This is a genomic window from Microbulbifer sp. (assembly GCF_051659245.1).
GTDB lineage: Bacteria > Pseudomonadota > Gammaproteobacteria > Pseudomonadales > Cellvibrionaceae > Microbulbifer.
This window is the reverse complement of record NZ_JBOFOC010000113.1, coordinates 29,373-46,642: the sequence shown is the minus strand read 5'-3', so window position 1 is coordinate 46,642 and position 17,270 is coordinate 29,373. Positions and strand designations below refer to the sequence as shown.

11 protein-coding genes and 2 pseudogenes are annotated in these 17,270 nt (G+C 57.9%); 4 read left to right on the top strand and 9 right to left on the bottom strand.

Annotation, left to right across the window (positions count from 1 at the left end):
• Window positions 1-53: 53 nt before the first annotated feature.
• A complete protein-coding gene (locus tag ACRC0P_RS11885; protein ID WP_438631133.1) occupies window positions 54-2,024 on the bottom strand; it encodes an alpha/beta hydrolase family protein in 1,971 nt (656 codons plus the stop codon).
• Window positions 2,025-2,782: 758 nt separating this feature from the next.
• On the opposite strand from ACRC0P_RS11885, the gene ACRC0P_RS11880 reads away from it, so the two are divergent.
• On the top strand, window positions 2,783-3,145 hold the full coding sequence (locus tag ACRC0P_RS11880; protein WP_438631131.1) for a PRC-barrel domain-containing protein: 363 nt from the start codon (window positions 2,783-2,785) through the stop codon (window positions 3,143-3,145).
• 286 nt (window positions 3,146-3,431) lie between these two features.
• Window positions 3,432-3,566 (top strand): annotated as a pseudogene (locus tag ACRC0P_RS11875) (SDR family oxidoreductase); the annotation flags it as partial.
• Window positions 3,567-3,587: 21 nt separating this feature from the next.
• Here the strand turns inward: ACRC0P_RS11875 and ACRC0P_RS11870 are convergent.
• From ACRC0P_RS11870 to ACRC0P_RS11835, 8 genes and pseudogenes are all read right to left on the bottom strand, one after another.
• Window positions 3,588-4,712, bottom strand: a complete 1,125-nt coding sequence (locus ACRC0P_RS11870; protein ID WP_438631129.1) for a LacI family DNA-binding transcriptional regulator — start codon at window positions 4,710-4,712, stop codon at window positions 3,588-3,590.
• An 86-nt stretch (window positions 4,713-4,798) separates the two neighbouring features.
• Window positions 4,799-6,544, bottom strand: a complete 1,746-nt coding sequence (locus tag ACRC0P_RS11865) for an extracellular catalytic domain type 1 short-chain-length polyhydroxyalkanoate depolymerase (protein ID WP_438631127.1) — start codon at window positions 6,542-6,544, stop codon at window positions 4,799-4,801.
• 265 nt (window positions 6,545-6,809) lie between these two features.
• Window positions 6,810-8,306: a tryptophan halogenase family protein gene (locus ACRC0P_RS11860; RefSeq protein WP_438631125.1), complete on the bottom strand. Its 1,497-nt coding sequence runs from the start codon at window positions 8,304-8,306 to the stop codon at window positions 6,810-6,812.
• 32 nt (window positions 8,307-8,338) lie between these two features.
• Window positions 8,339-9,370 carry a cupin-like domain-containing protein gene (locus ACRC0P_RS11855; protein WP_438631123.1) on the bottom strand — a complete coding sequence of 344 codons (1,032 nt, stop codon included), beginning with the start codon at window positions 9,368-9,370 and terminating at the stop codon, window positions 8,339-8,341.
• Window positions 9,371-9,447: 77 nt separating this feature from the next.
• The gene (locus ACRC0P_RS11850) at window positions 9,448-10,188 is read right to left on the bottom strand and encodes a SapC family protein (protein ID WP_438631121.1); all 741 of its coding nucleotides are present in this window, start codon (window positions 10,186-10,188) and stop codon (window positions 9,448-9,450) included.
• Window positions 10,189-10,269: 81 nt separating this feature from the next.
• The gene (locus tag ACRC0P_RS11845; RefSeq protein WP_438631119.1) at window positions 10,270-13,323 is read right to left on the bottom strand and encodes a TonB-dependent receptor; all 3,054 of its coding nucleotides are present in this window, start codon (window positions 13,321-13,323) and stop codon (window positions 10,270-10,272) included.
• 483 nt (window positions 13,324-13,806) lie between these two features.
• Window positions 13,807-14,256: a hypothetical protein gene (locus ACRC0P_RS11840; protein WP_438631252.1), complete on the bottom strand. Its 450-nt coding sequence runs from the start codon at window positions 14,254-14,256 to the stop codon at window positions 13,807-13,809.
• 181 nt (window positions 14,257-14,437) lie between these two features.
• Window positions 14,438-14,662 (bottom strand): annotated as a pseudogene (locus tag ACRC0P_RS11835) (alpha-glucuronidase family glycosyl hydrolase); the annotation flags it as partial.
• A gap of 506 nt (window positions 14,663-15,168) precedes the next feature.
• Here ACRC0P_RS11835 and ACRC0P_RS11830 point away from each other — a divergent pair.
• Together ACRC0P_RS11830 and ACRC0P_RS11825 are read left to right on the top strand one after the other, a co-directional pair.
• On the top strand, window positions 15,169-16,152 hold the full coding sequence (locus ACRC0P_RS11830; RefSeq protein WP_438631248.1) for a glycoside hydrolase family 43 protein: 984 nt from the start codon (window positions 15,169-15,171) through the stop codon (window positions 16,150-16,152).
• A gap of 3 nt (window positions 16,153-16,155) precedes the next feature.
• Entirely contained in the window at window positions 16,156-17,181 is a 1,026-nt protein-coding gene (locus ACRC0P_RS11825) for a DUF4380 domain-containing protein (RefSeq protein ID WP_438631117.1), read from the top strand.
• Window positions 17,182-17,270: the final 89 nt, after the last annotated feature.

Sequence of the window (17,270 nt, the reverse complement as noted above, 5' to 3'; positions counted from 1 at the left end):
GGATCGGTTTCAGCCAGAATGACATGGTAAGGAACCTGATACGCCGATCATTCCTACTGCAAGTGCCGATCAACGAACGCGACCACAGCCTCCACCGCCTGCAACCGGGTCTCCCCTTGCAGCAGGTTGTGGTTTTCCTCCTCCAACTCCAGGAACTCGACTGTTTTCTTCGCGCGCTTGAGTTGCTTGTACATGGTCTTGGACTGGGCGAAGGGCACCGTCTTGTCTTTTTCGCCGTGGATCAACAGCACGGGCGCCTGGAAGTTTTTCGCGTGTCGCGCGGGCGATATCTCGTTCAGCTTCTCCTTGGAGGCGTCGCCTTTGGCAATGTTGTTCTCCCAATAGGCCAACACCCAGTGATCCCCACCGTGGTCGCGCTTTTCCTGCTTGAGCATGTCGCGCAGGTCGGCCACACCATTGATGGACACAACGCAGCGGTACAGCTCCGGTGTAAAGGCGCCACCGGCGAGAGCCGCGTAGCCGCCGTAGCTGGCGCCCACTATACACACCCGCTCGGGGTCGACCATCCCCTTGTCGATATGAAACTGCACCGCGTCGGTGAGGTCATCCTGCATTTTTCGTCCCCACTCGCCGTGACCGGCCTGGTAGTGATCCTGACCAAATCCCCTGGAGCCGCGAAACTGGGGCTGGATCACCAGGTAGCCGCGGTTGGCCAGCGCCTGTGCCAGCCAGTCGAAACCGATCCGATCGTACGAGGCGGGGCCGCCGTGGGGCATAAGCACAGCCGGGAGCTTCTTCATGTCTCCCAGCTTGTCGCGCGGAATGGTCAGCAGGGTGGGAATGGGCAAGCCGTCGCGCGCCCGGAAAGTCAACTTGCCGATGGGATGGATATGCTCATCGGTGATATTCGGGCGCGCAGTCGCCAGTTGCACCGGGGGTTGGCCCTGGCTGAATTTGTAGTAGTGGCCGGAAAAGCTCGATCCCTCCACATACACGATCAGGTCTTTCCAGCCCTCACTCCAGCCCCGCAACCAAACCGAATGTTCGGGAAACATGGCCTGGATATCCGCCATACGACGGTCCAACTCCGGGTCGAAGAATTGGTAGCTGGGCGTGAAGCCGGAATAGCGCACACCCCACACAACCCGGTCCAGGTCCTTGTAGGTGTGCTCCACATCCGCATCCTCGCGTCCGAATCCGGCCCAGTGGAGTTCGCCGTCCAGCAGGGACATGAGGTAGTAGTCATCGCGCCCGGTGCTGTCGTTATTGGCGAGGACCACCAGGGATTCCCGGTCCGGGGATATGCCCACCACCGAGATTTTCGGCACTTCGGTATCCTTGCGGTAGATCTCCTTCCACTCCTCCCCCTGCCTGGCCAGTATGCGGTGCCTGTCCCTGCGGTTGTTGAAAATCTCGTGGGCGATAACCTCCCCCTCCCGGTCCACGAAGAAGTCCACGGAGCTGTTCTTGCCCGTGAAATGCACCTTTGGCCGGCGCGGGGAATCCAGCTCCACGCGCAACAGGTCCCTATCGGGGCTCCGGTCGTGCCTGTGTTCCGGCACATAGGCGGGCATGTACACGTATTTGCGGTCCGGGGACAGGCCGACGATGCGCCCCAAGCCACTCTGGCCCGGGTAGATAACGTCGCCCGGCGTCAGCAACTGGCGCAGTTCATTCCGGTGCAGGTTGAACGCATAGGCGGTGCTCAAATCCAGCTCATCGCGGTAGCCGAATATGTGGCGCACTTCGGAAACCACCAGGATCAATTCATCCTCAGTGGCAAAATACAATTGGTGCGGGGTGATCTCGCTGAGGTCCAGCGCCGCCAGGCGCTTTTTTTCTTTCAATGAGATAACGACGACAATATCGCTCTCATCTCTCGTATTGCGGAAGGCGATCATATCGCCACTCGGCGAAATGCTCATCATGCTGATATTGGGCAGTGCGCCGTATTCGCGCACGGAAAGCTCCGCCTGTTCGGCGGCATGGGAAGAGAGAAACCAGCAAAAGCTCAATAGAAAGGCCACGCAAATTTTCAGTGGTCGCAATATGGAATTTGTCATCAATACTTATCCTTATTGTTGCTGCCAAGCGCCTGCCCACAGGCAAAGGCACCCAATCACCAAGGATAACCAATTTGTATATGGCTGTCCGCCTGGAAGGAACGAAACCGGTATCACCCGATGGAAAAGGCCACCGGCGTCCGTCGGGCTACCTCTCCCGCGTGCGGGAAAACCTCTTCAGGGGCGCCACCGTCGACACCTGGCACAAGGACTTACAACCTCAAGTTCGGGGTTCAGCTCGGGGAGCTGGAGCGGGTGGGCCTTGACACAAAACGCGACATTTGCACCCCTCCATGATTGCCTTGAGACCGGTGTTGGCGGTTCTGTCTACCTCAATCGGCCGGGAGTCCTGCTCCCTCAAATGTATCCGCTGACTCTTAAGACACGTTGACAGAGGATTATCGGCGCGCAGGCTATCTGGTAACGAATGATGCAGGGAAACCCAGAGAGTATCAGATAGTCGAGATTCCGGAAGACGCGGATAATGTCCAGTGCCGCTAAAAACATCTGCCGGATAAATATCAGGACGATTTGCAAGATGTCCGCTGAGTGATTTAAGGCGTATTGAGTTTGGTAAGATACTTCGATCACCCGCTTACTTTCCTTGTCTCGATGTTCTTCCGGGCGACAGAAAAAATGGCGGAAAAATGTTTTCAGGAAATATCGATATCGGAAAACAGCCCTAAACTGATTGCGGGAGAATGCATTATAGGCACCCCAAAACTTTCCCAGTCAACCTAATTTACGGAAATTTAATCATGGCTAATCGTAAACTTCTTTCGGCTTCCTCTCTGGAGGGAGACCAGGTCAAAAACCGCCAGGGCGAAGATCTTGGAAAAATCAAGGAGATCATGATCGATACCGAAACTCACGACATCGCCTACTATGTCCTGTCTTTCGGCGGCGTCATGGGTATGGGCGACGACCTGTTTGCCGTACCACCGGAAGCCATGCGGCTGGATACTGCAGAAGAATGTTTTATCCTGAATGTAAACAAAGAGCAGCTGAAAAAAGCTGAAGGCTTTGATAAGGACCATTGGCCGGACATGGCAGACCCCAAGTTCCGCAGTAATCTTTATCAGCAGTACGGCATCTCCGAAGGGGCTTCGCGCCGCCACTAAGCAGTGCCAGGTTCCCCCGGGGGACGGGGGAACCCTGCTCTCCTCACTCCCTGCCTGAGCCGGCGTTACCACCCATTACGCGAACAGGATGATACATGACCGGGGATTTCGGTAAACAGCAGCGACAGAGGCCACCGCAAAGCCAGGAAAAACAGCCCGGTCGGGAGAGCGTTATGAAACCGCGCCCGGTGTTTATCCGCGACAACTACCGCGGCAGCGGCAAACTACAGGATAAAGTGGCGCTGATTCCGCCACTTTCTCCGCCAGTGAAGTCGAGGACTTCGGCGTCGACACGCCGATGGGGCGCGCCGGACAGCCATGCGAGGTAGCTACCTGCTTTGTATTCCTGGCCAGCGAGGATGGATCCTATCCCGCGGGCCAGGTGATCCACCCCAACGGCGGCGGCTTTATGGAAACCTGAGGGTCGGCTTGCCTCGCATCCTCAGCTTTTGGAGGTCTGTTTTTCCCCGGAGGTTTTCACCATTGTAATCGGCGGCCGTCGCCGGGGCGGGGCGTCCGACTGCCGGCGCACCAGAGTGAAATCCAGTAGCAGGTGACGACACTCGTTCTCGGCGCCCGCGCGCCGTGCGCGTATATTCTTGATCAGCAGGTCCACCGCGGCGCGGGACATTTCGATAATCGGCTGGTGGATGGTGGTGAGTTCCGGCCAGATGGTGGTGGCCAGGGCGGTGTCGTCAAAGCCGCACACGGAAAGATCGCCGGGCACGTCCAACCCACAGCGGTGGGCCACGGCAACGGTGGCCGCGGCCATATCGTCGTTGCTGGCGAAAATGGCCGTGGGGATGGTCTCGAGTCCGAGCAGTTGCTCGGCGGCGTCGAGCCCCGAGCGGTAGGTGAACAGACCCTGGGCCACCAGTTCTTCGGGGGCCGGCAGGCCCGCTTCGTGCAGGGCATCCCGATAGCCGCTGAGGCGGCGCTCACTGGCCACCTGGTTGGTGTCACCGACAATAAAGCCGATCCGCTGGTGCCCCAGGGAAATCAAGTGCCGGGTCATGGCATGGGCAGCCCGGTAGTCATCAATGCTCACCGCCGAGACATTCTTCTTCTGCATCTGGCCGCTGGCGATCGCCACCGCCGGCGTGTCACTGGACTCCAGCGCGTCCAGTACCTGCGGCGAGTCGGACAAGGGGGGCGGCAGCAGTATGCCCTCCACGCCACGGGACACCAGCCGATAGGCCACCTCTTCCGCATCCAGCTCCACATCGCATTTTTCGACGCTCAACTGGACATTGTGGCGGCTGGCCTGTTCCAGGCCGCCCACCAGGAACTCGCTGAGATAGGCGGCACTGGGGTTGCTGTAGAGCAGGCCGATATTGATCTGGTTCGCACCCGCCAGGCTGCGCGCCGCCCGGTTGGGCGTGTAACCGAGTTCGTCGATCGCGGCGTTCACGACCTCGCGAGTGCTGGCCCGCACATTGCTCTCGCCATTGATAACCCTGGACACCGTCATCGGCGATACGCCGGCGCGGCGGGCAACGTCGCTGATGGTGGGCATCTTGTTGTTGCGGTGGTTATTGCGTTGACGGCGCGTCTGCTTCTCTTTCACTGTGTCACTGGCCTGAAGGTCTTGTACCAATCCTGTATAACTGATTCAGCCGCTACAATAAAGCGCGGTCATCAATTGCCCCAGCGTTACATTCCGCTCGAGACGCCGGAGACAGGGCCAAAGTTGATATGGCCGTTGCAGTGCAGCCACTCGCTAAACGAACCTCCACCGCAGGAGCCGTCCCAGGCACCGGTATTCTCGCTCTGGTCCTCGGCCTCGCGGGCCTGACCATTGACCTGCACATAGTCGACCTGCACGTCGCGGCCGCCGCTGTCATTGGTAAAGGCCACCAGGACATCGCCGCTCAGGGCGGTGGTGGCGGTGTAGTCCCGCATACCGGTGGTCAGTGTCCAGCTCTGCACATCGCTGCCGCCCACCCGCAAGGTGATCGACTCCTGTGCGCTGGTGCCGCGCGCGCGAACGGCGATGGTGCTGCCGCCGCCCGACGAGGAGGAACTGCTGCCCGAGGAACTTGAGGACGAGCTGCCGGTGCCGCCGTCGCCAACGCAGGGCGGTTCGTTCAAGCTGCCGTCGTGGTTGCCCTGAAAACCGAACGAGGTGCTGCCGCCCGCCTGCAGGGCGCCGTTCCAACCGACATCACCAGCCGTAACGGTGTTGCCCGAGGTGGACAGGTTTACGTTCCAGCTGCCGGTGATCTGTGGGTTTTCGTCGAACGGCAGCTCGACTTCCCAACCACTGACACTGGTACTGCCGTTATTGGTCACGGTCACGTCGAACTGGTAGCCACTGTTCCAGATATTGGAAGCGGTGATCGCACAGCTTACACCGCTGCCGGTACCGCCACTGCTGGAGCTGGAGCTCGACGAAGAACTCGAGGAACTGCTGGAGCTGGACGAACTGCTGGAGCTGGACGAACTGCTGGAAGACGAGCCGGTGCCATCCAGGCCAAAGAAGCGGATAACTTCCGAGGCATTGATCGAAATACTGTGGCCAGCACCCTGAATGCTAATGGCCTCCACTGAAGCGTTGGGACCGCTGCTGCCGTAGCGTGTGCGGGTCTGGTTGGACTGAGGGGTGTCGGTAGAGGTGGGGGTCTGGCCCAGCCCGTGGACGTAGGTCCACTGCTTGATTTCCTCGCCGAAATTATTGTAATCCAACACGTCATCGTTCACGCCGTGCCACAATTGCATGCGCGGCCAGGGCCCACCGTAGCCGGGGAAGGCGTTGTGCACCCGGCCGCCCCACTCCTGGGCGCTCAGAATGATATTGCCGCTGGAGCATTCGCTGTTCCACTCAGAGCCGCCGGTGGTGGCGAAACAGGTGTAAGGCACACCGGCAAAGGCGGCCCCGGCCTTGAACACATCCGGGTACAGCGCCAGCAGCACATTGGTCATCATGGCCCCGGAGGACAATCCAGAAGCGTAGACCCGGGTCGGGTCTCCGTTGTGGTTTTGCACCACGTAGTCGACCATCGACTTGACCGAGACCGGGTCGCTACCGCCGTCGCGGGTCAGGGCCTGGGAGGTGTACACGTCGAAGCACTGGCTGCTGCGCGTGACCGAGGGGTAGATGACAATATAGCCATACTGATCCGCCAGCGAGGCGAACTGGGTGTTGTTGAAAAGCACTGGCCCGGTACCCGTACAGTAGTGCAGCGCCACCAGAACCGGCGCGGGACCGGTCAGGTTGTCGGGCACGTAGAGATACATCTCCAGGTTGCCCGGGTTGTTGCCGAAGTTGTTCACCTGGGTCAGCGTGGCCGCTGACGCCGAGGGCAGCAACAGGGGACAGCTTGTCAGAAACATAATGAAAAAAATGGCGGCGGTGCGGCAACAGTGCGCCAGCCGATTGCGGTTCTTCACAGTAAGCATACCTGTCCTTTCCCTTTGGCTTTTTTATTGATAAAAGAGCTGACAGACTTTGCCGCCGGCCTGAATGTGGTCGCTGCAGCGCCGGGATATCCCAGCCCACCCAGCCGCCGTAGTCGACCGTAATGTTCCCGGTGTTGCGCACCACGTTGGTGTCGACGGCCCGGTGCCGATCGGGAAGCGGTCGACAAAGTCATCCACCTCCGTCCGCAGAGACGACGGGAACTGGTGGTGGCGATGGTCACCCGCCAGCGATACGCCCTTATGATCATCGGCACACCTCAGGAGCATCTGCCTTGCAGTAGCGGTCGATAAAGTCCTGATGACGCGGCAACTTTTCTATTGCCGTTGAAATTGAATTTTTCAGGCTGGATAGTGCTTGACGCAACTGCTCTTTCCCCATGAGGCGCCCCATATGATGATAAGCGCGCGGCTCGATACGCTGCCCCAGCATTACCTGAACCCAAGAGTCCACCCGGAAAAGTTCATCCGCATTACGATGCACCAGAGCACTCTCTTCAAACAATGCAATTCGTTGGGCAAGTGAGTCCGGCACCTCCATTTCCCGGCAAAACTTCCAGAAAGGCGTGTCCTCACGCTGGGTTGCCTTGTAATGCAGAATGATGAAATCCCGGATTTTTTCCATCTCCTCGCGGGCCTGTTCGTTGAAACGATGTAACACCGGCACACTGATACCGGAAAAGGGAAACATCTGCATCAGCCGTGTGAGGCCAATCATGATCAGGTGAATACTGGTGGATTCCAGCGGCTCCAGAAATCCGCTGGACAATCCCAGTGCAATGCAGTTTTTTTCCCAAACCCTGTGTCTGCGACCAGTCTTATAGCGAATCAGGCGCGGCTCCGTCAGTGGCCTGCCATCTATGCTTTTCAGTAACTCCGATCGCGCTTGTTCTGCATTCTGATAATGGTCACAAAAAACCATTCCGTTACCCACCCGGTGCTGCAACGGGATCTGCCAACGCCAACCGGCTTCATGAGCGATAGCCCGGGTATAGGGTTTTGCCGGTGCGGAGGATTCAGTCTGTACCGCCAGAGCGCTATTGGTTGGCAACCAGTGCGTCCAGTCTTCATAACCCACACCCAGTGTCTGCTCGATCAGCATTCCACTGAATCCCGTACAGTCGATAAACAGATCCCCTTCAACCTGCCTTCCAGAATCCAGTGTCAAAGCCGTGATGAAGCCGCTCTCCGGATGCTGCTGTACTGTTGTAATTTTGCCCTCCACCCGCTTTACCCCTCGGGCTTCACTCTGCCTGCGCAGAAATCCAGCGTAGCGGGTGGCGTCGAGATGGTAAGCGTAGTTGATACTGGATTTTTCCGAGGTGGCAAACTTTCCCTGCTCCGCAGCCTGCAACTCGTAACAGTAATCTCCCAATCCACCGCCAAAGCCCAGCTCTTTGGCACGCAGCCAGAAATGGTGAAACTCACCCATCCAGGTGGCCTTACCCACCTGACCGAAAGAGTGGATATAGCGATCACCGAGATCGCCCCAATTCTCAAAGGCGATACCCAGCTTAAAGGTAGCTTGTGTCGCGCGAATAAATTCAGCCTCGGAAATGCCCAGCAACTGGTGAAAAGACAGAATTGTCGGAATCGTCGCCTCACCTACCCCCACAGTTCCAATTGCATCCGACTCCACCAGGGAAATCTCCACCAGCGGTCCCAACTGCTTTGACAGTGCCGCCGCCGCCAGCCACCCGGCTGTACCGCCCCCGGCAATAACCACTTTTTTGATTTGTTGCATATTTTGACTTCTCCCGACAGGCATTCGCACTCTCAGCGATTCAAACGCTTTAGCAGAAGCGCGCGCAGACGGCGTGCCCCGACTTTATCCAACGGGGCCAGGTAACCGCGAGTGTGCTTAGGTAAATGCTCAGCGGCTTTTTCCGCAGAGTCAAAGAGATAATAATCAAACAGGGCTTTCCACGCTCTTTTTTCCTGATCCGGCCTTCCCCGCAAGCTTAGGAGGCCATGCATCAGAGTATTCATTGGGGTATCCAGATAGCCTGGAACAGGATTCCACCAGTAATTGATCAGTACATTGAAATCGTCTATCGCCTCAACTTGATGCCACCACAGGCTGGGATAGAAAAGAACATCTCCAGGCTCCATTTCTGCCACTTGGGCGGCGGCAAGAGCTTTCTTAAAACGTGGAAACTGCTCATAATCCGGATTATCGAAGTCCACCATGCTCACAATCTGTCCGCCGGGTGTGGGTTCCAGGGGGCCCGGGTAGAGATTTTCTATCTGCTCGGGAGGGAACAGAGTAAAACGGCGCCGCCCAACTGCGCAGCAGGCAATATTGTTGGACATGTCGAAATGCGCCGAAGCCACGGTGCGGTTGCCCATCCAGATACTGGCCAGGGGGGCGTGGCGGGCAAGAGGCTCGCTGCTGGCAATCAGGTCATTTTCCCGACGCAGCTCGGGAAAGTAGCCATCTATGCTGGTGGAGCCGATATAGTAGGAGGGAGGAAGATCTTTTCCAAAATTCTGCAGAATTCTCTCAAATACGCTTTCCAGATACATCCACTCAGTAGAGAAATTCAGGCCAGATAGATCCCGCTTATAGAAAAAACGCCCTTTGATTTCTGGCTGCCCCATATAGGTGACCAGCGGCTTGCCGCTGTAAAACGCCTGCAGGTAATCCATGGCTGCAGCGGGCGACAGCAGGCCTTGTTGCACCAGCGGCCAGCTCACTGCCATCTTCCTGAAGATAACAGGCTCTTCTGCCTCCATCAGTTTATCCAGAGGAAGCTGGTCAGGGTTGACGCCATTAACAACCCGGGTTTTGCGTTGAATCTCTAACATTGATACTGGCAGCTCTTTTTGTTGTTATCTTGCTGGTTCCGCTATGCGGTTAATGTTGGCAGTTGCTCATTTTTGTGTCAAACCGAAACCTCCGTCATACGTTTGCGGTTTTTTCGCTCTATAAGAGAAGCCACATTATCCAGTGAGGTCACTACCTCAAAGGCCATTTTCAGGAATCCGGTCTTGTTGAGGCTCTCAAGCGCAACGCCATTGAGCGATGCCAGTTTTTCCCCACTGATCGTAAAGAAATCTTCCAGAGTGTATTGCTCCGCATCACTCAGCTTCACTTCCACTTTAACCGGCTCTATGAGTCCATGCTCTTCAAAAGCGGCAAACATGGCTTTGCGGATTTTCGCACCTTCGTGAATACGGCGAAGAATGCCGCTGATCTTCTCCAGGTATGGAGAATTTCCACCATGGGGTAAAAATACCGGCTCACCCTCGGTTTCACTGACTCTGGGGTTATCCATATCCACGTGGATCATGGGCTCTTTTACCAACTCTCCATCCACGTGCCTGTGTTGAAAACCGATAAGAAAAGGGCCTCGATCCAGCACCGCGGGTACATACCTGGCATCCCAACCTTGTTCATTCAGAAACAGATTTTCTCCCGGGTCCAATCCCAGTAGAGCTATGGCCTGATATTCATTCTCGGCGGAATCCCAGCGAAAAAGAATTGGATACTCCCGCTGGGCATCGACAAACTCTGTTGGGAATACCAGTACCTGGTTGACCCCATCGCCAAACTCCACGGAATGCCCCGCGATGACTCGCAGGTCCTTGTGTACAATATTGTCCAGTAACTTGGTATTTGACATCCTACCCCCCTGAAGACAAAAACGGCCGCTGCAAACGCAGCGGCCTGAAGATACAACCAAATATTCAGAACAGCCTTTACATCAGAACTTGTACTGCGCACCTATTAGGTAGCGCGCATCCAGTTCCTGCGCGAACCAGATATTGCTCTCGTCCCTGGCAAAGGTCTTTATGCTTTCCGAGGTGAAATTGAGCCCCTCGAACAGAACGGTCAAGTTGTCGGTAACTTCATAACTGACGTTCATGTCCCACTGTCCGTAGTCATCCACGAATACCGGGTTGTTGGATGCACCACGGTTGACTCCGGACAGGAACTGGTCCCGCCAGTTATAAGCCAGACGGGCGGACAGGCCAAAGTTTTCGTAGATCAGAGCCAGGTTGGCACTATCGCTCAAGCCGAGCAGGGCGAACTGGGTTTCACTGGGATCTGCGGCCCTGTCGAAGCCGATGTCGCCGCGTACGGTGGTCATATTCGCCTGTACACCGAAGCCTGACTCCCCGAAAAAGTGCTGTGCCGCCACTTCAAAACCGTAGATCTTCGCCTCTTTGTTGTTGACGGGAACGCTTACATCGAACGCCATAAGCGGATCGTCTTCGTTGGGAATCAGATCGTACTCCGTGAGAATCTCATCGACATAGGCCTGCGGCAGATTCATGTCTTCATCCATATTATCACTGAACATATCCTTGGCCGCTTCTGCGCCAAAGTTATCCAGCAGTGCCGTCATGGTGAAGAGATGTGCCTCACTGCGATCTGCTCCCAGTTCGTCCAACAGAGCCAAAGCATCACCGGAGCGGCTGCCTTCGGCACCCGAACTCACGTCACGCAACTGCACATCCGGTGTGTAGAGGTCCATGCTGTACAGAGTCTCTTTGGATGTACCCACGAAGTTGTTTACACGCTTCTCGTAGAAACCCGCGGAAACGTAGCTACTGTCTCCGTAGTACCACTCCATGGAGAGGTCGTAGTTGGACGACTCCAGCGGCAATAGGAAGGGGTTACCTTGATCACCACCAGGCACCGCTCCCAGAGCGGTGGGGCCGGAGGGGTTGTTCACGGAGTTAGAGGCAAAAAGGTCGCCGTAGCTCGGCCGGGCGATGGTCTTGCTGTAGGAGACCCGCCCCACCAGGTCCTCACGCAAATCAATAGAGAAATCTATGCCAGGCAATAGATTGTCGTAACTGTTGCTATGGGTGATCGGCAAGTTGCCCGCGAGATTGCGACCAAAATCGTTGTCAGACTCCCAGACAATATGCTTCGGAATCCCCATCAGAGAAGTGGACTTGGAGTCGGTGGTCTCGTAGCGGGTACCCAGTACCAGTCGGGTGGGAAAGCCTGCGAGTTCGCCTTCCAGCGTGAACTGGAAGTAGGCGGCGAGAACATCCTCCTCAACCATGTTCAATTCGGTATTGGTAATGTCATCATCATTCCAGGGACCGGCCATCGCCATATACAGCTTCTCAGCATCGCCGCGGAAAGCATTAATCTGGTTCCCTCCCGGATTGAAGTCCTCGAACTCACAGGTCAAGCAGAACTCTTCAACCAGATCTGTGGGAATATCCGGAGTCTTGTTACCCCACCCCCCCAGAGTCTGAGTTGTTTCCAGTCTCGCCTGCGTCATGTCCGAGCGGGTGGATGCGATACCAAAGTCTGCGCGACCGTTGTCGAACTCCCATGAGCCACTCAGGTGAAACTGATCTATCTCGTGTTCCTGGCTGGAGCTGACGGTACGAGCCACGGAGGAGGCCAGCTCGGAGGCGTCCAGAACACCGTTACCATTGCCGTAGATCTCATCATTAAATTCAATGGACTGCTTCGGGAAGCCGCTGCTGATATCCAGGGAGTGAGAATCCACTACAAAAGCGCCGATACCGAAGAGAATCGAGCTGGTTCCCAGCGGGCCATTGGGATTACTTTCAGATTTGGAACTGTGGGCGTCGAAGGCAAAACTGAGATTGTCATTTAGGTCCCACTCGGCGTTGAAACCGAAGGATTTGAGCTCATCATTCTGAGAGCGCAACTGCTGTTCGAAACCGATATCTTTCGCGTCGCCTGGAATATCCTGATCCTGGAAAACCGGGCTGGAGACAACGGAATCACCATCGAAAGTCATCTCACTGCGGATAGCGTTGAACCAGTTGGTTTGGTCGGTGCGGCGCTCCTCCTGGCTGTTCTCCGCATATAGCGCGTCCAGGGTCAGGGTGACGTCCTCCCGCGGGCGGAATTGAACGGTGAGCTGGCCATTTTGCCGCTCACGCTCGGTCTGGGTCACGTGGTAACGGCTATCCTTGGGAATGGATACCCACAGGGCGTCTGACGGCAAGTTATTGACCACCGTATCATTGCCAACGAACTCGCTGCTGCCATCGCGAATGGTGCCCGCGTCGCGAATATCCCAGTCGTTAACAGTAGCACTACGGGAGCCACCGTGGCGTTCCTGGAAACTGCCAAAGAGGGAAACGCCGAGGGTTTCCTCCTCGTTGGTCCAACTGAACAGGCCGGAGGTTTCCGGGGTGAAATCGTCACCTTCAAACGCCACACCGGTATCGTGCATGGCCTTGGCACCGATGATCGCCTTGATGCCAGGGTCATCGAGGGGGCGCACGGTCTTAATGTTGATCGTGGCGCCGATGCCGCCGGAAGAGTTGGAGGCACGCCCCGTCTTGTATACCTCCAAACCAGAGACGCCTTCCGAGGCGAGATTGGAGAAATCGAAAGAGCGGCTGGTACCGGTAGCAAAGTCTGCATCCTGGTCACCACCGACGGTGGCAACGTTGGCGGCGGGCATCTGGCGGCCGTTCAGGGTTACCAGGTTAAAGCCCGGTCCGAAGCCGCGGACCGTCACTTCCGAACCCTCACCGTTCACCCGGTTGATGGAAACCCCGGTAATCCGCTGCAGCGACTCGGCCAGGTTGGTGTCGGGGAACTTGCCGATATCCTCGGCGGAAATCGCATCCACCACCCCGGAGGAATCGCGCTTGATATCCATGGAGCGCTCGAGGGAGGCGCGGATACCGGTGACGGTGACCTCTTCGAGTGCATTCTGCTCCTGCGCCAGGGCCTGGTGGGAACCGATGGCGGACGCCATCACCGTGATTATGACTTCGGACAGCTTGTTTCTTTTATATCTGTACATGGGGCTCCTCTCATCTCCTATCGTCGCGCCGCCGCTGTAATCTCCATGACTACACATCCATGGGCTCCTTGGCTGCGGTGCTTGCTCGGTTATTATTCAACTATCCATTGATGGTAACGCTACCAAAACGTAGAAATGCGTCGTTCAGCCGGCGATGTCAAGTTATTTCATCTCCTCTCTCCCGGGTTTCTTCGTTTCTGCTCTGTGCTGCCGGGTTGCCGTCGATTATTACCGCCGCTGTGAACGACGGCCCACTTTACGCAGACGGCAATACCGGCACTTCCTGAATGGACATTTTGTTCTGGTTGAAATGGGGCCTTTTAGCGATATCACTGACCCTGAAACAATTCTCCGGCAGAGAGTCTGCCTCCATCGTCCTTATTTGCGCTGTGTCACAATCTTGGACGTATAACTTTGCGTAGGCGGGAAGTTTGACCCTTAAAGGAGAGGTACCAGGGATGGGAAAGAAGGGAATGTTAGCGCTCAAAGTTCGTCGAAAGTGACCCGGAAGGCGGTGGCCTTGCCCGTGTCGGGATCGAGGTGGCAATCAAAGAGGAATTCCCTCCAGTCGTTTCCGAGGCGCAGCTCGCCTCGGCCCGACAACAGCCGGTTGCTGGACAGCGTCAGGGTGTCCTGATCCTCGGTGCCGAGGAAGACCCGGTCCGTTCCCGGGACCCGCGCCCTCAGTGTCTCCAGGGCCAGCGGCTGGCACATGACCTCGGCCACCTTCTTCGCGTTGCTCCACTTCGAGGCCAATTGGCGCCCCTCCGCAGACTTGAGCCCGGCGATCTGCTCCTCCACCACCCTGGCCTGTGCCGCGGACAGCTGCGGTTCCCCGGCGGTCTCGTCGGCAGCCCGGGGCCACGCGGAAAGCGCGAGAACCGCAAGCAGGGGCAGTGAAAAGCGGACAACGGCTGTGGAAGCGTGGAGCATGTCTCTGTGTCCTGAGGCGTGGGATATGTGTGATCCCGGCGCCATGGTCACGCGTTGCCGGGACGATTCCAGCGTAGCAGCACTCTCCCCCGCCTGCCGGTGTTCCCGCCGTTTCGGCGCCGGCTCCCCTCAGAACCTGTTTGGAGTCTCGTCCCCGTTCCGTGCGGGGCCGGTCTGGGAGCGGCCGCAGGCCGCGCGACAGCTCATCCCGCGCAGCGGCCAGGGTAGACGAAGGATTTTGCGCCACCACCAGCGCGCGCAGGGATTTCGCGTAGGCCGAGCGCCATTCCGCCGAAAGCTCCTGGTAACGCAACCACAGGTCGTAGCCGTCCTCGGCCCGGGAAAAGGGTGAGGACAGTATCAGCAAGGGCAAAATCAACCGGCACCACAGGACGGCAACGCGCATTATTTTCATCTCGACTTTATTATCGGGATTTACTGGAATTCTTTTGACAAGACGGCGCATGGATTTATTATGGTAGCGGTATCATCTTCCCCCGATACCATAACACACAGGGAGGAAGCACTGCCGTGGAATCAGCGCCCCCCACAAACGCCGGCTCGGCATCAGCCATATCGCCCGCCCATCCGACCGCCGCCCAACGGAGTGCCGCCCAACGGAGTGCCGCCCAACGGAAATACAGGTTTGCAGGGGCAAAAACCTGCCGCCCGGGGGCGAGCCACAGGGCAGTGGCGAGTCAGCGGCGGGCCTTACGACAGAAACAAAAAACGATACACTGAAGCAAATAAAAAATGGAGAAACTAATAATGATGACGAAAAAACGGGCCCTGCCCGCCCTCCTGGCACTGACCGCCGTCCTATCCGCCTGCGATGGCGGAAAACCCGAAGCCGCCAACACAGCACAGGCCGAAGTTCCCGACGTAATCCAGAAAGAAGCCGAAAACCGGCGCATGGCCCAGGAGCGCAAGTTCGCCTCCCAGCCGCTGGTTTCCCATATCTACACCGCCGACCCCTCCGCCCACGTGTGGGACGACAAGCTCTACATTTATCCCTCCCACGATATCGAAACCGATATCCCCATGGACGACACCGGCGCGCACTTCGCGATGCGCGACTACCATGTCCTCTCCATGGACAGCGCCGGCGGGGAGGTGACCGACAACGGCGTGGCGCTTTCGGTGGACGACGTCCCCTGGGCCGGCCGCCAGATGTGGGCCCCGGACGCCGCCAGAAAAGACGACAAGTACTACCTGTATTTCCCCGCCAAGGACAAGCGGGATATCTTCCGCATCGGCGTGGCGGTGAGCGATTCCCCAACCGGTCCCTTCGAGCCGATGGAGGAACCCATCCCCGGCAGCTACAGCATCGACCCCACCGTGTTCGAGGACAACGGCGAGCACTACCTGTACTTCGGCGGCATCTGGGGCGGCCAGCTGCAGCGCTGGCAGACGGGTGAATATGTGGCGGAGGACAGCTACCCCGCCGACGACGAGCCCGCCCTTGCGCCGATGGTGGCGAAACTCTCCGATGATATGCTGAGCTTTGCCGAGCAGCCGAAGGAAGTGCTGCTGCAATACGAAGATGGCAGCCCCATTCCCGCCGGCGACAACGACAAGCGTTTCTTCGAAGCCGCCTGGCTGCACAAGTACGGTGACACCTATTACTTCTCCTACTCCACCGGTGACACCCACAATATCGCCTACGCCAGCGGCGACAGCCCCTACGGCCCCTTCACCTACCGCGGCGTGATCCTGGAACCGGTGCTGGGCTGGACCAACCATCACTCCATCGCGGAACTTGACGGCCAGTGGTATCTCTTCTATCACGACACCCAGCTCTCCGGCGGCCAGACCCATCTGCGCAATGTGAAAATGATGCCCCTTGCGCACAACGACGACGGCAGCATCCAAACCCTGAGCGCCTTTGCGGACTGAACCATGAAAAACAGCAAAAGAATCCCCTGCCTGCTGGCGGGCCTGCTTACCGCCGCTACGGCCTGCGCCGATCCGGACAGCCGCGGGGTGGAGGTGCACCAGCTGCAAAACGACAAGCTGAGCTACAGTTTCACCACCGGACTGGGCGGCCGCGGCCTGGGGTTTGCCGCCGCCGGCCGGGACAACCTGTTGAAAGTGGGCGAGGCGGTGCGCGAACAGCCCGCGCCCGAGGTCTCCGCGGACGCCGGCTTTATCCCCTACTTCGGCCATATCGTCTGGCCGGGGCCGCAGAGCAACTGGTGGGGACAGCAGACCGTGAATCCCGAACGCCGCGCCGCGAAGGCAGACTGGCCGCCGGACCCTTTCACCGTGCTGAGCAAATACTCCCTGGCCGAACTCACCGACACCTCGGCAAAAATCGTCTCGCCGGTAAGCCCCGTCACCGGCCTGCAGCTTACCAAGGAAGTGCACCTGCAAGGCGATGCGCTGGAACACCGGGTGGAAGCCATCAACCGCCGGGACGAAGCCGTGAGTTGGGATATCTGGTTCAACACCCGGGTGAGGCCGGAAACCCGGGTCTATGTGCCGGTAAAGGATTTCGACGGCGACCTGCGCCTGTCGGAATTTCCCGAGATGCCCGGCGAAGCCAAGGCCGACGCGGAAAAGCGCGAGCGTGGATTTTTCGATTTCGCCCGCGGCGAAAAGATCAAGGCCAAGGCCTATATCGAGCCCGCCGCCGACTGGTTCGCGGCCTTTACCGACGACCAGCTTTTCGTGATCGAATTCCCCATGCTGCCCCGCGACGCCATACACCCGGACCAGAGCCTGGTGGAACTCTATCTGGAAGCGGACCCGGCGCAGCCCGGCAGCGGCGTGCTGGAACTGGAAGTGCACGGGCCCTACCGCACCCTTGCCCCCGGCGAATCCATGTCCGCCACGGAAAAATGGCGCGCGGTCGCCTATACCGGGGAGGACACCGTCGAAGGGCACCTGCGCGCACTGCGCGACCTGGGTCTCAAAATTCCCTGAGGGACTCGGGACCTACGGAATGATCGACTACTCCCCTTTGTAGGAGCGGCGGGGCGGCCATCCGCCCATGCCCGCGATCGGTCTTGCTA